Here is a 15,181-nt window from a genome sequence, read left to right as displayed (position 1 = left end):
AAAACTATGAAACAAGTTGTTAGACTGTGATATTAATAAGAAAATGATTTTTGTAACAGTTTTTTCATTCATGCTATAGCGATAGTCAATTTTAGAATCAGATTTAACAAACTACGTGTTTAGCAGTCTTACATATGAATAATTATCTGGTTCAGTTCAAAGAGATAGTTTATTATTAGAATGTGTGATAAAAAAACAAAAAAATAAAACTATATATTAGTAAGGTTGTGGAAGCATTTGAATACTTTTTTAAAAAAAGAGAATTGGACTTTATTATTTTCAACAGTTATTCTTGGGGTTATAGTGGGATTTAGTTCACTCTTGCTAAGCTTGTTGTTAGATGGGGTTGAACGACTGTTTCTTTCTTTTCAAGAGAGTGCTAAAGATCCAGCATCACTAGCGATATTACCAATTCATCGCTTTTTTTCTGTTTTTGTAGGTGGGATAATTGCTGCAATTATTTGGTGGATTATTAGAACAAAGGTTAAAGCACCGGTAACGATTGCTAAGGGATTAAAAGGTGAAAAAATGCCACCTGTTCAAACAGCTATTCATGTTATGGTACAAATATTTTATGTAGGAACAGGTGGATCTGTTGGACGAGAACTGGCTCCAAGAGAGGCTGGGGCAATGTTAGCTCAGTGCTGGAATAGCTTGTTGAATAAACTGCAATTAGAATTATCTGCAGAGGATTACAAATTGTTGATAGCCGCCGCCGCCGGAGCTGGTTTTGCAGGTGTTTATAGCGCTCCATTTACTGGAATGCTCTTTTGTGCTGAAATATTACTAAAAAAGGTCACAAAAAAAGTAATAGTAGTAAGTTTAATAATGTCTTCAATCGCAATGTTAATAGGTACCCTTGTTAAGGGCTTTGGACCTTATTACATAGTGGGTAACCAAAAATTTCCAATTATCTTTTTAGTTTTTGTAATTATTGTTGCACCACTTTGTGGAGTGATGGGTGCATTTTTCCGTAAAGGATTTAAATGGGCTGGGAAATATCAGACCAATGATCAGAAAATCTTATGGCAGTTACCACTAGTGGCACTGTTGACTGGGATAATCTCAATGCTATTTCCGCAAATTATGGGTAATGGACGAGCTTTAGCTCAATTATCAATTGATTCCTTTAATCAACAAATGATATGGATATTAATTATTGGGGCGATATTAAAAGCTATTGTAACAATTTTTACAATTCGTGCAGGTGCATCAGGTGGAACATTAACACCTTCAATTGCAATCGGTGCTGTAATTGGAACAATTTTGGGAGTTTTATTCCATACAATTTTTACATCTGTCCCAATTTGGCAATGTACACTATTGGGAGCATGTACATTATTGGCTGCTTCACAACAAGCTCCGTTAATGGCACTAATGATGATTATTGAAATCAGTCATCTAAATTATTCTGCCATATTACCATTAGGCCTAGGTGTCGGATTAGCAATTATTGCATCTAAACTTGTTTCAGAATAATTATAGATGATTAAAAAATTTAATAAGTAACACATAAAACACAAGTCAAGATTTTAGTTTCACCAGGAGAATAAAAAAAGCATTGCACCAAGTCAAAAGTAAATTTTGATTTGGTGCAATGCTTTTTTGATTACTAAGCTAAAAACTCATTAGCAGAAACGCCTAATCTTGTAGCGATTTCTTTGATTTCAATAATTGTTGCATCATCAATTTTAATGCCATTTTCGATTGCATCGAGGTAACTAAGGTGCTCTTTATCACCATGGACATAAACTTTGCGGCCAGGGACAGCTGGTAGGTCACGCATTTCTTGTAAATATGCTGAAAATTTTGCAATTATTGCATCCCTGTCACCAAAGATTGTGGGATCAATTGCAATAAAGCTTTGACATGGGCCTAAATCAGGATTAGATCCATCGATTTCAGAAGAAATGTCTCCTTGAGAAAGAATTGAGGTGAAAATTTCAACCATTATCCCAAGACCAAATCCTTTGTGACCACCAGTCAACTCAGAGACGCCACCAAGCGGTGTTAAACCGACATTTGATTTTGGAACACGTAATAAGTCTAAGTCGTAATCATTTGTATGATTATGTATAGGTGTAATACCGTTTTTTGCGACCCAAAATTCTGGAAGATCCTTTTCCAATTTACGATAAACTTCAATTTTCCCTTGTGGAACTGTGGTTGTGGCAAAATCAAGAATAAAATTATGGGGATTTGCTGGCATTGCAAATCCGATTGGATTAGTACCAACAAATGGTTGTGTTGAATTAGTTGGTAACATACCAGGACGGGAATTGGTTGAAGATATTCCAATCAAGCCTTGCTCTGCAGCCATATTTGCATAAAAACCCGCAATCCCATAATGGCCAGATTTCTTGGTAGAAACAATACCAACACCAGATTCTTTCGCTTTTTTAATTGCGAGCTCCATACTATAAATTCCATTTAATTGTCCGAGACCAAAATGAGCATCGATAACTGCACTAACCTTAGTTTCTTTGACAATTTCTGGAGAACTATTAATTCTGATTTTCCCATTTTGGATAAATCTATCATACATCGCCATCCGCTGGACACCGTGGGATTCTATTCCATGCATATCGGTATAAATAATTGTGTGCGCAACTTTTTCGCTGTCAGTTCTTGAAAAGCCATAAGCTTCATAAATTTTAAGAACAAGTTGGTACATCTTATTGCTATCGTATTTTTTAATCATGTGTTCACCTTTGTTTGTAATTAATAATTATAATTGTTGCTTAAAAATCTAATAATATTCTAACATGTAAATTGGTTAAATAAAGTAGAGTTTTAGAATTTACTTGATATATTTTGTGATGATAGTTAGAACGTATTATAAGATAGTAGATTCTGCTTTAAAAGTACATCCTTTTTATTTGTTCAATATTTATCTAACTCAATAAATTTTATTCATTTTTACTTTTATATAGCTTTTTGTGTTTGACAAAAAAATCACAATTAAGTATTATTATTAATGGAAAAGGGGGAGTTATGTATGTTCAATTTGTCAAAACCTAAATTATCATTTAGAATAATTTTGTTGAAAAGTATTTGGTATGGATTTATTGCAGGAATGATTTCTGGAATGGTCAAAATCGGGTGGGAAAATATTTTACCACCACGTACTTTAGCCAGAAATGCAACAAATCCACCACAGCATTTATTGGAACAATTTGGAATGTCATCAAAAGCAGTCCATGCATTTGTTTATTACTCAACTGATCAGAAAGTTTACTTTGTTGCACTCATCATTCATTTTGCATTTTCAATTGTATTTGCAGCACTATTCATCTTTTTAGCACAGTATTGGAAGAATGTAACAATGGGACAAGGTGCAATTTATGGAATTGTTATTTGGATTGCTTTTCATATAATAATTATGCCTGCGATGGGGACTGTTCCGGCAGCATGGAATCAACCCTTCGATGAACATTTTTCGGAGTTTTTGGGGCATATTGTTTGGGCATGGTCAATTTATGCGGTTGCTGTGTGCTTAGTAAAAAATGAGAAAAAAAATAAATTAGAAAATTTATAAAAATGTTAACAAAATAAAAGGCTAGGTCAAAATGTATATTATGACCTAGCTTTTTTTTGTTTTTCATATAATTATTGTACATAGCTTTGCTATAAATTTGGAACTGAATTCTTGTGTCTTAGGATACATACTCTTTTTTTGCTATAATGAGAAAGTAAGTTCTTTTGAATTTTATGCTAAGAATAAGCTCCATGAGCTTGATTGGAGGGAATAATGAAAAAACCAATTATAGGAATTTCAGGAAGCATCATTAAAGATCAAGGGGGGATTTTTCCTGGATATCAACGTGCGTATGTTAATAATGATTATGTTAGAGCAGTCAACAAAAATGGGGCAATAGCAATAATTTTACCACCAGGTTCAGTAGAGAATGCTGGGCAATTAATAGCTTCGGTAGATGGATTGATTCTTTCTGGAGGACAAGATGTTAACCCGTTTAGTTATGGTGAAGAAATTCAACAAAAATGTGGAGCAATATTCCCAGCTAGAGACGAATTTGAGTTTGCTTTACTCAGAGAAGCTGAAAAAAGGAGAATACCTGTTTTAGGTATTTGTCGTGGGTTACAGATAATGAATGTATATCGTGGCGGCAAGTTATACCAAGATATTTCTTATCGTGATATGCCAACATTGCGGCACTTTCAATTACAGGATCCGCCAATTCCAACACATCAAATTCAAATTGTAAAAGATTCATTACTTAATAAAATAATTAAAAAAAATGAAATAGTTGTCAATTCATTCCATCATCAATTGGTTAAATCAGTGCCAACAAGTCTTAAAATATCGGGGATGACTTCTGATGGTGTTGTTGAAGCATTTGAAGATCCAAAATATGAGTTCTTTATGGGGGTACAATTTCATCCAGAAATGTTAATTGATAGTGTTGAAAGTGTCAATAAAATTTTTAGCGAAATGATTGAAGCTGCAAATAAGTAATTTAAGGTGAGCATAAAAATTTCTTGGGGGACCTAACATGAAAAAAGGAAAAATTTCGATTTTAACGATGGCTTTACTAACCATATTTTTTTTAGCAGCTTGCGGTAATCAAAAAAGTTCAGCAACGAGTTCAAGTAAAAAAACAACACCTGAAAAGATAGCAAGTTCAAAGAATTCAAGAAAAGAAAAAAGTACCTTAAAAAGTTCGACTAGTATTCAAAGTGATTCTGTAAGTACATCTGATAAAGTTTCTAGTAGTACATCTAGTAGTTCAACGATGGATAAATCAAATTCATCTAGTCGTTTGGAATTATTTAATAAACAGTTACGAGCAGAATTGGGGACTGTTATATTGCCTACTGTTGATGGGCTAGGAACGGGAAGTGACAAATTAAATATACGGTACATTGGAACAAAGGACAATTATACAGTTAATTATAGTGTTGGGAATGTCGCTCGAAATGTTAATGATGCAGCAGTATCTAAAGAGGTTCCGTATGCACAATTTAAAAAAATAACATACAATACAACAGCTGATGCAAGTGCACAAGTTAATTATTTGAGTCAAGATAATTTAAATGGATTGGAAACAGTTGATTTAGGGAATAATATTACTGGATATGTTGACGCAGGTGCAGGACAAAGATATTTATCTTGGCATGAGGGTAATTGGTCATTAACAGTTCATGCGACTGCTGTTACAAATCAAGATCCTAAACTTTTGGCAACACAGATTGTGGATATGTTAGAAGAGTACAGCTTGCCGGCACCTTTACAGCATGGGACGATTACTGCTGATATGGGAACTTCCTATGGTAGTAAAAATCAAATAATTACGTGGCAGATGAACAATGTGGTTTATCAATTAAGTGCACATGATATCACTACAGCAATTAAGATGGCTGCAAGTTCAAAGTAATTTTTAAGAATATTGAGAATTAGTAAATATTACTCTTCTTCAAATATTAGACATAGTTAATTAACATTTATATGCTATTTTGAAGATGTTTATTAATTATTAAAAAACAAGTTATTTAAAGGAATGAACGAGATGGAGATATATGGAGTTTATGGAAAGTATCTTCCGAGAGTAAAAGAATTTGTTATGAATAAGATAGTTGAAATGAATCAGACTGAGATACTACGAAAAAATGAAAAACTGTATGAACATTTAATAGGTCGGGTTAAGACTGAAGATAGTATGATTGAAAAGTGTCAAAGAAAAGGGCTTAGTCTAAATTCAAAGAGTTCACTAACAGAGTGTAAGGATGCTATTGGAATTAGAGTTGTTTGTAATTTTATTGATGATATCTATAGAGTGGTTAATCTTTTGAAACAACAAGATTGGTGTAATGTGATTAAGGAAAAAGATTATGTTTCTAATTCTAAGCAAAATGGATATCGAAGTTATCATTTGATAGTGAGTGTAAAAACAGATTTTCCAGGAATTGAAGCCCCAAAAAATGGAAGATATTTTGTTGAGGTTCAGTTACGAACAATTGCAATGGATTCTTGGGCAAGTTTAGAGCATGAAATGAAATATAAGCACAATGTAAAAAATGCAGAACAAATTGGAAAAGAATTGAAACGTTGTGCAGATCAGCTAGCATCATGTGATGTTCAGATGCAGACAATTAGACAAGTGATTCATGAAAATGATTAGGAAGTGACTTGATGCGAATATTACTAGCTGAAGATGAAAAAGAGTTGTCCCGTGTTTTAATAGCGGCTATGAATAGCAGAGGATATGAAGTGATTCCTGTGTATAATGGGCAAGATGCTGTAAAAAAGGCAAGTGATGAAATCTTTGATTTGATGATTTTTGATGTTATGATGCCATTAATGACGGGGATAGAAGCAGTTAAGAAGATCCGCTTAGCAGGGGACAAGACTTATATAATAATGTTAACGGCAATGTCTGAAGTCGACGATAGGGTGACCGGGTTAGACTCTGGTGCTGATGATTATGTAACAAAACCATTTTCATTAAAGGAATTACTTGCAAAGTTACATTCTTTGGAACGAAGAAATGAAAATTACACAGAAGATGTTCTTGGATTTGGTGATATAACTTTGATAAATACAGAGCAACGTTTGGAGAGTTATAACTCGATTAGTTTGTCTGCTGAAGAAACAAAATTATTGAATTTAATGATTCTAAATGCTGATAAGAAGTTGGATAGTAAGGCACTTATCGAGCATACATGGCCCAAAAATGAAGGTGTTGATGACAACACTTTGTGGATATATATATCTTATTTGAGACAGAAACTACATTCTGTTAGTGCACATGTCAGTATTTTAGGTGAAAAAGGAGGCCCATATCGATTAATGAGAAATAGTGAGGTGGATAATAAGTGATTCAAAAAATCCGCTATCGCTTCATTTATATGTCAACAATTGCACTATTTATTGTTTTAGTTACATTAATCGGGAGTATTGTGGGAACTTCATACTATAGGGCAAAACAACAAATTGATAATGTGTTACTAATATTGCTACAAAATAATGGCAAGATTGATTCACAGATTAATACCCAAGATGTCAAAAAAAGATTTGGCCCTGATTTTAATCAAGAAAGTCTCTATCAATATCGCTATTTTAGTGTGACTTTTAATAAAAAGCGGAAGCAAATTGCCCTTGATAATTCACATATTGTCAGTGTGCCACCTCAGACAATTTCTGATTTAGGTTATCAGATTCTTAGAAGTAAAAAAGAAGAAGGTACAGTGCAATCTTTAATGTCGAGTTACGCCTACCGAGTTGCAAAAAGAAATGGGAGAACGACGATTGTTTTCCTTGACCAATCGGTAATCATGGAAACAACTAATAATATTATCAAATTAGGATTGATGGTAAGTGTAACAAGTCTATTTTTATTTACATTGATGTTAATAGCAGTTTCAAAAAGGGCAATTAAACCAATTGTACAAGCGGACAAAAGGCAAAGAGAGTTCATTACTAATGCGGGACATGAGTTAAAAACACCATTATCAATTATTAAGGCTAATAATGAGTTACAAGAAATGTTGACAGGTAAAACCGAATGGACAATCAGTAATGAACAACAAGTTAATCGTTTAACACATCTGATTAATAAACTAATTTCTTTGGCACGAATGGAAGAACAACAACAGATTAATTTGACAGTAATCAATGCATCTAGTATTCTCGAAAAAACGGCTAAAAGTTTTAAAGCAGTGGTTGTTCAGGCTAACAAGCAACTTAAATTGGATATTGTGTCTGGGGTAAGGATAAAGGCAGAAGAAAGTGGTTTTTTAGAGTTATGCAATATTTTGTTAGATAATGCTAATAAGTATTGTGATGTGGGCGGTGATATAAGTATCACATTTGTTCCAGACAAAAAATTTAAAAAAGTTAGCCTAGTCGTTGGTAATACGTATGCTAAAGGTGAAGGGATTAATTATAACAAGTTTTTTGAAAGATTTTATCGAAATGATAAGTCGCGAAATAGCGAAAAAAAAGGCTTTGGAATTGGATTGTCCATGGCGCAAAGCCTGGTTGAAGTATTTAATGGGAAATTAAATGTAGAATACAAAAAAGGAATGATGTATTTTGTGGCTACATTTAAGTTGAGTAAATAAAACGATTAAAGTTATGTAATCAAAATTTTAAATTAAGAAGTTAGGGCTTGCCTTTGGTATTCAACCAAAAGCAGGCTTTTTTTAAATATTTTTACTTTTTGAATTTGTCTTCTTGACAATAATTTTAATAATAGGTATTTTTGATATGATTAAAAATCAATGGAGATTAATTTAATGAATGATAAGAGACGACTTACTTTACTGAGTGTGATGCTCATGATATTTACTTCAACATTTGCATTTGATAATACATCGATTGCCTATTATACAATGGGGGATGCAGGTATTATCTGGTATATTTTAGCTGCTTTTTTCTTTTTTGTTCCTTCAACTTTAATGTTTTCAGAGTTTGGTGTAGCATTTCGTGCTGAACCAGGAGGCGTTTTTTCGTGGTTGGAAAAATCTATTGGATTAAAATGGGCTTTTATTGGTGGCTTTATTTGGATTGCTTCTTGGGTGATTTTGACAGTATCCACAGTGTCTAAAATATGGATAATGCTTTCTACGACAATTAGTGGTGCTGATAAAACAGGAACTTGGCACATTTTAGGGTTTAATTCTACCGAAACAATTGGAATTATCAGTATTATTTTCATTATTATGGTAACAGCTGTTTCTACAAGAGGATTAGATAAAGTTGCAAGTCTTGCTTCAATAGGAGGTATAGCAGCAGTTTTTTTGACACTTTTTTTTATTGCAGCTAGCCTTTTTTTGTTAGTTTTGAATGGTTTTAAATTAGCTGAACCTATCGATTTTCCAAAAAGCTTTATTAAATCACCAAGATCTAGTTATCAATCTATTAGTCAGATGATTTCTTTTTTGATATACGCTGTATATGCCTATGCGGGTATCGAAGCTTTAGGTGGAATTTCAGATAAAATGAAAAATTCAAAGAGAAATTTTCCTATTGCCTTAGCAGTTAGTGCCACTTTAATTACAGCTGCTTATGCAATGGTTATTTTTTTATGGAGTACGTCAGCTAATTGGCATGAAGTGTTTCAAAAAAGTGGTGTAAACTTAGGAAATACAACATACGTTTTGATGAGCAATTTAGGGTATAGTATCGGAAATTCATTAGGAATAAATCACAGAAGTGCAGAAGCTTTGAGTTTCTTTTTTGCTCGATTTGGGTCGTTTACAATGCTGTTGAGTTATTTAGGCTCATTTTTTGTTATTGTGTATATGCCAATAAAGTCATTTATCTTAGGAACACCGCAGAAGTTATGGCCAAAATCGCTTCCGAAACTTAATAAATTTGGAATGCCTGCCAATGCAATGTGGTGGCAAGCAATCATTATTTGCATTTTAATTGGCTTAACTTCATTTGGAAATAGTACGGCAACTGCTTTTTACGAAATTTTAACTTTAATGGATAATGTCTCATCAACGTTGCCTTATTTATTTTTAGTTAGTGCATTTATTTTTTTTAAACAAAATAAGGAGTTAAAAAAGCCGTATGAAATTTTCAAAAAAAAGTGGAATTATATTATCATTGTTATAATTGTTAATACGGTTTTATTAATGGGAGTTGGCTCAACAATAGTTGATGCAATCGAAACAAATAATTACTTGGATCTCTTTTTGGAATTGATTGGTCCAGTATTATTTGGATTTATAGGATATTGTCTTTATGTTTTGTATGAAAGATGGATAAAAAAACTTGAAAAATAATTTGTTTACTATTGACAGAATAAAAAGTAAGAATTAAAATTCGATTAAACCATTAGAATGATATTAATAATCTTGTGAGAAGAAGAGTAGTCAATATTAGTTTTTACAGAAAATCTGTTTTTGCTGAGAGCAGATATTAAGAGTATTGGTGAAGATGAACTTTGAGATAGAGATATTTGGTGAGTTGCTAAATATTCGGTAGGAACCGTTAATTTCCCAGGCATAGTATCCAATATGTGCTGTTGAGACACTTTCTATAAGTGTAAAGCAAGGGTGGTAACGCGCTAATTCGCCCCTTACCTGTTTATAAAGTCAGGTAGGGGGCTTTTTGTCGTTCTAATAGTTTGTTGCTAGATTAAACAGATGGATTAAAAGAAAGGTGGAATTTTTTATGACAAAGGAACGCTTACATTTTGAAACATTACAAGTACATGCGGGACAACAGGTGGATGAAACAGGAGCACGTGCAGTTCCAATTTACCAAACAACATCTTATGTTTTTAAAGATGCAGCACAAGCTGCTGCACGATTTGGTTTGAAAGAGCCAGGAAATATTTACAATCGACTTACTAATCCAACTACAGCGGTGGTAGACGAAAGAATTGCACAACTGGAACATGGAACAAGTGGGGTGACTTTGGCATCGGGTGCTGCTGCAATCGCTGCTGCAATCGAGAATATTGCAGGACAAGGTGACGAGATAATTTCGGCAAGTACAATCTATGGTGGGACGTATAATTTATTTAATGTTACTTTACCTAAACTTGGGATTAAAACACATTTTGTTGATTCAGATGAGCCAAACAATTTTGCGAAGAAAATAAATGAGCACACAAAGGCAATTTATGTTGAAACAATAGGAAACCCTGACATTAATTTAATTGACCTCGAAAAAATTGCGAAAATTGCGCATGAACATGGAATTCTAGTTCTTTCTGATAATACCTTTGCCTCACCTTATTTATATCGTCCCTTAGATCATGGAGCCGATATTGTAATTGAATCAGCAACTAAATTTATTGGTGGACATGGTACTTCCATGGGTGGAGTAATTGTTGAAAATGACAAATTTGATTATCGCAAAAGTGGTCGTTATCCTGAATTTACAACACCTAATGCTCAGTACAATGGATTAGTTTTTGCCGATTTAAGTGGCGGTTCATTCACTACTAAGGTCAGGGCTGAAGGCCTCCGGGATACAGGAGCAGCAATCAGTCCATTTAATTCATTCTTGCTACTTCAAGGTTTAGAAACACTATCGTTAAGAGTGGAACGACATGTCTTCAATACACGTAAGATAATTGATTTTTTACAAAGCCATCCCAAGGTAGCATGGATAAAGTATCCTGAATTAGCAGACAATAAATATTCTGACCTTGCAAAAAGAGATTTTCCAAATGGTGTTGGTTCAATATTCACGTTGGGCCTAACTGGGGGAGAAACAGCTGGGAAAAAATTAATTGAGAACTTGGAGATTTTCTCATTACTAGCTAATGTGGGTGATGCTAAGTCGCTAATTATTCATCCAGCTTCGACAACACATGCACAATTAAATGGAGAAGAATTATTACAAGCAGGAATTACTCCTGATTTAATTAGAATTTCTATTGGAATTGAAAATGTGGATGATTTAATTGTAGATTTAAAGCAAGCATTAGATAAAATATAGAATTTATTGAAGTTATTTTAAGAAAAATTTGATAGAAAGCCTCTTAGTAGTAATCCTTGGTGCTATTTCTAGGGTAACTGTTTAAATGATAAGGGTAAAAAAATTATTAAAAGATAAATAAAAAAGACTAGATCAATTTAGTTTTTTGATCAAGTCCTTTTTTTGTCCTTTTTAGACCATTAGTCAGTCGGAACAGTGAATTGGCTATTATACAAATCGGCATAAAAGCCATTTTGAATCATTAATGATTCATGATTCCCTGTTTCAACAATGGAGCCATGGTTCATTACAAGAATATTATCGGCATCGCGGATTGTTGATAAGCGATGTGCAACTACAAAGCTTGTTCGATTATTTAATAGCCGTTCCATTGCTTTTTGAATTAAGATTTCTGTTCGAGTGTCAACAGAACTCGTAGCTTCATCGAGTATTAAGATATCAGGATTGGCCAAAAAAGCACGAGCAATTGTTAGTAGTTGACGCTGTCCTTGAGAAATGTTGGATGCCTCTTCATTTAAAGTGGTTTGATATCCGTTGGGTAATTGACGGATAAAAGTATCAGCATGAGCTGCTTTAGCCGCATTATAGATTTCCTCTTCTGTTGCATTTTCACGGCCATATTTGATATTTTCGTAAATTGAGCCGGTAAATAACCAAGTATCTTGCAGAACCATTGCAAAGTGCTTACGGACTTGTTCACGGCTCATGTTTCGAGTGTCTATTCCGTCTAATTTTAAAGAACCACTCTTAATATCATAAAAACGTTCAAGTAGATTAATCAAAGTTGTTTTACCTGCTCCGGTAGGTCCAACAATTGCGACTTTTTCGCCAGATTTTACTGATAGGTTCATATCTTTAATTAGGATCTCACTGTTTTGGTAACCGAAATCAACATGTTCAAACTTGATTTTAGCGTTATCAGTATTTTCATCTGTAATTGCCACTTTAGTATCTTCCATCTCTTCTTCATCAATTACTTGAAAGATACGCTCAGCTGATGCAACTGTTGCTTGAATTGTATTGGCTAAATTAGCAAGTTGTGTAATCGGCTGAGTGAATTGATTGACATATTGTAAGAAGGCTTGGATGTTTCCAAGTGAAATTTGACCATTGGCGACCTTCAGACCACCGACGACAGCTATGAAAACATAGCCAATATTTGAAACAAAGTTCATCAGTGGCATGATTAAACCGGATATGAACTGTGCTTTCCATGACGAACGATAGTAAGTATCATTTTGCTTTTTGAATTCCTTAATACTTGTTTGCTCTTTATTAAATGTTTTAACTACTGTATGACCTGAAAAACTTTCCTCTATTTGATCGTTAAGTAGCCCCAAACTTTTTTGTTGCGCCGCAAAATATTTTTGCGAACGTGGTGCAACAAGCGAGATAACCAATATCCCAAGTGGAACAGTGATACAAGCAATTAAAGTCATTTCCCAGCTGATTGAAAGCATCATAGCTAAAACACCGATGAATGTTACGGCACTAGTAACAATTTGTGCGAGACTTTGCTGCAGTGTTCCCGCAATATTATCCATATCATTGACTGCTCGAGACATGATATCACCATTTGAATGAGTATCGTAATAAACAATTGGTAGTCTTTGAAGCTTTGCTTTTAAATCTTGTCGTAGTCTAAAGACAATTTTTTGAGAAATGTTTGCCATAATCAACTGTTGGAAAAAGGATAATGCTGCTGAAAAGAGATACATAATACCAACAGTTATAAGAATGCTTTTGATTTTACCGAAATTGATAGGAAGAGAGTTGAGATGTTGCCCAGTTTTAATTTCTTTATAGCCCTTTAGGAGGCCACTAAAAATGGTAGTTGTAGCTTCACCTAATATTTTTGGTGAAATAATTTGAAAAATTACAGAGCCAATTGCAAAGACGATAACAATGAATAAAAACCATTTCCACGGTGCCATGTATTTGCATAAGCGCCAAGTGGTTTGCCAAAAGTTTTTGGGTTTTTCTGTTGTCTTACCAATATTACCTGCTGGTCCATGATTTGCCATTAGATATCCTCTCCTTTCAATTGTGATTTAATAATTTCTTGATAAGTGATGTTATTCTTTTTTAACTCTGAATGGGTTCCGTGACCGACATTTTTTCCACCATCAAGAACAATGATTTGATCAGCTTTTGTAACCGTAGCAATCCTTTGTGCAACAATGATAACAATACTCTTACTAATTATTGCGTCGTTTGCTAGAGCTTCCCGTAATTTTGCATCAGTTTTGAAATCAAGTGCTGAAAATGAATCATCAAAGATATAGATTGCTGCTGGTTTAATAATAGCTCTGGCAATTGCAAGGCGCTGGCGTTGACCACCAGAAAAATTAGCACCATTATGTTCAACAATGGAGTCAAGACCGTTATCAAGTTGATTTACAAATTCGGATGCTTGTGCAATTTCTAATGCATGCCACATTTGTTCTTCTGTTGCATCTGCCTTTCCAACTTGTAAATTACTGCGAATTGTTCCTTTGAACAAAAATGCTTTTTGTTGTACAAAAGCAATTTTTTCATGCAGCGTACTTTGTTGCAATTGTGCTATATTTTTTGTATTGAGACTGATTTGACCTGATTCAATGTCATATAATCTTGGAATTAAATTAATCAATGTTGATTTTCCTGCACCAGTTCCGCCAATAATTGCAAGAGTTTCTCCTGCGTTTAATTTGAAACTAATATTATTAAGTGCTAGGCGTTCCGCATTAGCATATCGAAAATTGACGTCTTTGAATTCCAGTGTTGGTTTTGAGTCAATTATTTTAACAGGATTAGAATTTTCTTTAATTGAATAATCAGTATCAAGAACTTCTTGAATACGAATGGCAGCTGCTTGTGCTCTAGGGATGAAAACAAAAACCATTGAGAGCATCATAAAACTAAATAAAATCATTGCAGCGTAGGTCATAAAGGACACAAGATTACCTATTTCCATAGATTGTTTTGCAATTAGATTTGCACCAATCCAGATAATTCCGATATTTGTTCCATTTAAAATTAAGGTCATTATCGGAAACATTAAGGATACAAGACTAAAAGCTTTTATTGCAGTATTCGTATAAGATGCATTTGCTTTTTTAAAGCGTTCTTGTTCAAATTTGTCTTGGCGAAATGCTCTAACTACACGAACACCTGTTAATCCTTCACGGAAAACTAGGTTAATTCGATCAATTTTCTTTTGTAAACTACTAAAAAGAGGACCTGCAAAAGACATAACTACTCCAATTGCGATAGCAAGAAGTGGTAAGGAGACTAGGAAAACGATTGTTAATTTTTTTTCGCTAAGATATGCCATGATAACTCCGCCAATTAGCATAGCTGGAGCTTGTAACATCATTCGTAAAATCATTACAGTTACATTTTGAATTTGTAATACGTCATTTGTTGTTCGTGTTATCAAAGATGACGCACCAAATTTATCAACTTCATGATTTCCGAAGTATAAAACTTTTTCAAATAGCTCATTCCGCAATTTATTGCCGAGTTTTTGTGCTTGAGTTGATGCAAAAAAAACATTGCAGGCAGAAGCTAAAATTCCAACTAGGGCAATTCCAAGCATCTTAGCACCGGTATTCCAAATATAAGTTGTATTACCAGTTGAGACACCTTTATTAATCATATCTGAAGTAAGTGTAGGTAGGTTAAGATTACAAAAAACTTGAATAATCATAAAGAAAGCAGCTGCTAATACCGGCCACAATTCGACACGATTACGAACGATTTTATACATATTTTTCC

At 33.7% G+C, this 15,181-nt stretch carries 12 protein-coding genes; 9 read left to right on the top strand and 3 right to left on the bottom strand.

Annotated features, from left to right (window positions below; translation table 11 throughout):
- Positions 1 to 237: 237 nt before the first annotated feature.
- Positions 238 to 1,479 (top strand): chloride channel protein, encoded by a 1,242-nt coding sequence (locus FC80_RS02145; protein ID WP_057828507.1) that lies wholly within the window; start codon positions 238 to 240, stop codon positions 1,477 to 1,479.
- A 133-nt stretch (positions 1,480 to 1,612) separates the two neighbouring features.
- Here the strand turns inward: FC80_RS02145 and FC80_RS02140 are convergent, their stop codons facing one another.
- Positions 1,613 to 2,701 (bottom strand): Ldh family oxidoreductase, encoded by a 1,089-nt coding sequence (locus FC80_RS02140; RefSeq protein WP_057828506.1) that lies wholly within the window; start codon positions 2,699 to 2,701, stop codon positions 1,613 to 1,615.
- Between the two features lie 297 nt (positions 2,702 to 2,998).
- On the opposite strand from FC80_RS02140, the gene FC80_RS02135 reads away from it, so the two are divergent.
- The 8 genes from FC80_RS02135 (at position 2,999) to FC80_RS02100 (ending at position 11,422) form a co-directional block, all read left to right on the top strand.
- A complete protein-coding gene (locus FC80_RS02135; RefSeq protein ID WP_057828505.1) occupies positions 2,999 to 3,538 on the top strand; it encodes a YagU family protein in 540 nt (179 codons plus the stop codon).
- A gap of 213 nt (positions 3,539 to 3,751) precedes the next feature.
- On the top strand, positions 3,752 to 4,477 hold the full coding sequence (locus FC80_RS02130; RefSeq protein ID WP_057828504.1) for a gamma-glutamyl-gamma-aminobutyrate hydrolase family protein: 726 nt from the start codon (positions 3,752 to 3,754) through the stop codon (positions 4,475 to 4,477).
- A gap of 37 nt (positions 4,478 to 4,514) precedes the next feature.
- A complete protein-coding gene (locus FC80_RS02125) occupies positions 4,515 to 5,396 on the top strand; it encodes a hypothetical protein (protein WP_057828503.1) in 882 nt (293 codons plus the stop codon).
- A 132-nt stretch (positions 5,397 to 5,528) separates the two neighbouring features.
- The gene (locus tag FC80_RS02120) at positions 5,529 to 6,140 is read left to right on the top strand and encodes a GTP pyrophosphokinase (RefSeq protein ID WP_057828502.1); all 612 of its coding nucleotides are present in this window, start codon (positions 5,529 to 5,531) and stop codon (positions 6,138 to 6,140) included.
- Between the two features lie 11 nt (positions 6,141 to 6,151).
- Positions 6,152 to 6,838, top strand: coding sequence for a response regulator transcription factor (locus FC80_RS02115; protein WP_057828501.1), 687 nt, complete (start codon positions 6,152 to 6,154; stop codon positions 6,836 to 6,838).
- Positions 6,835 to 8,082, top strand: coding sequence for a sensor histidine kinase (locus FC80_RS02110; protein ID WP_057828500.1), 1,248 nt, complete (start codon positions 6,835 to 6,837; stop codon positions 8,080 to 8,082). Before FC80_RS02115 ends, FC80_RS02110 begins: the two co-directional genes overlap by 4 nt.
- 174 nt (positions 8,083 to 8,256) lie before the next feature.
- Entirely contained in the window at positions 8,257 to 9,753 is a 1,497-nt protein-coding gene (gene yjeM, locus FC80_RS02105) for a glutamate/gamma-aminobutyrate family transporter YjeM (protein ID WP_057828499.1), read from the top strand.
- Between the two features lie 391 nt (positions 9,754 to 10,144).
- Positions 10,145 to 11,422 (top strand): O-acetylhomoserine aminocarboxypropyltransferase/cysteine synthase family protein, encoded by a 1,278-nt coding sequence (locus FC80_RS02100; RefSeq protein WP_057828498.1) that lies wholly within the window; start codon positions 10,145 to 10,147, stop codon positions 11,420 to 11,422.
- Positions 11,423 to 11,601: 179 nt separating this feature from the next.
- Here FC80_RS02100 and FC80_RS02095 read toward each other — a convergent pair whose 3' ends face one another.
- The gene (locus tag FC80_RS02095; protein WP_057828497.1) at positions 11,602 to 13,446 is read right to left on the bottom strand and encodes an ABC transporter ATP-binding protein; all 1,845 of its coding nucleotides are present in this window, start codon (positions 13,444 to 13,446) and stop codon (positions 11,602 to 11,604) included.
- Positions 13,446 to 15,173, bottom strand: coding sequence for an ABC transporter ATP-binding protein (locus FC80_RS02090; RefSeq protein ID WP_057828496.1), 1,728 nt, complete (start codon positions 15,171 to 15,173; stop codon positions 13,446 to 13,448). Before FC80_RS02090 ends, FC80_RS02095 begins: the two co-directional genes overlap by 1 nt.
- Positions 15,174 to 15,181: the final 8 nt, after the last annotated feature.

The organism is Liquorilactobacillus cacaonum DSM 21116, from assembly GCF_001436735.1.
Classification (GTDB): Bacteria; Bacillota; Bacilli; order Lactobacillales; family Lactobacillaceae; genus Liquorilactobacillus; species Liquorilactobacillus cacaonum.
This window is presented reverse-complemented; position numbering and strand designations above follow the sequence as displayed.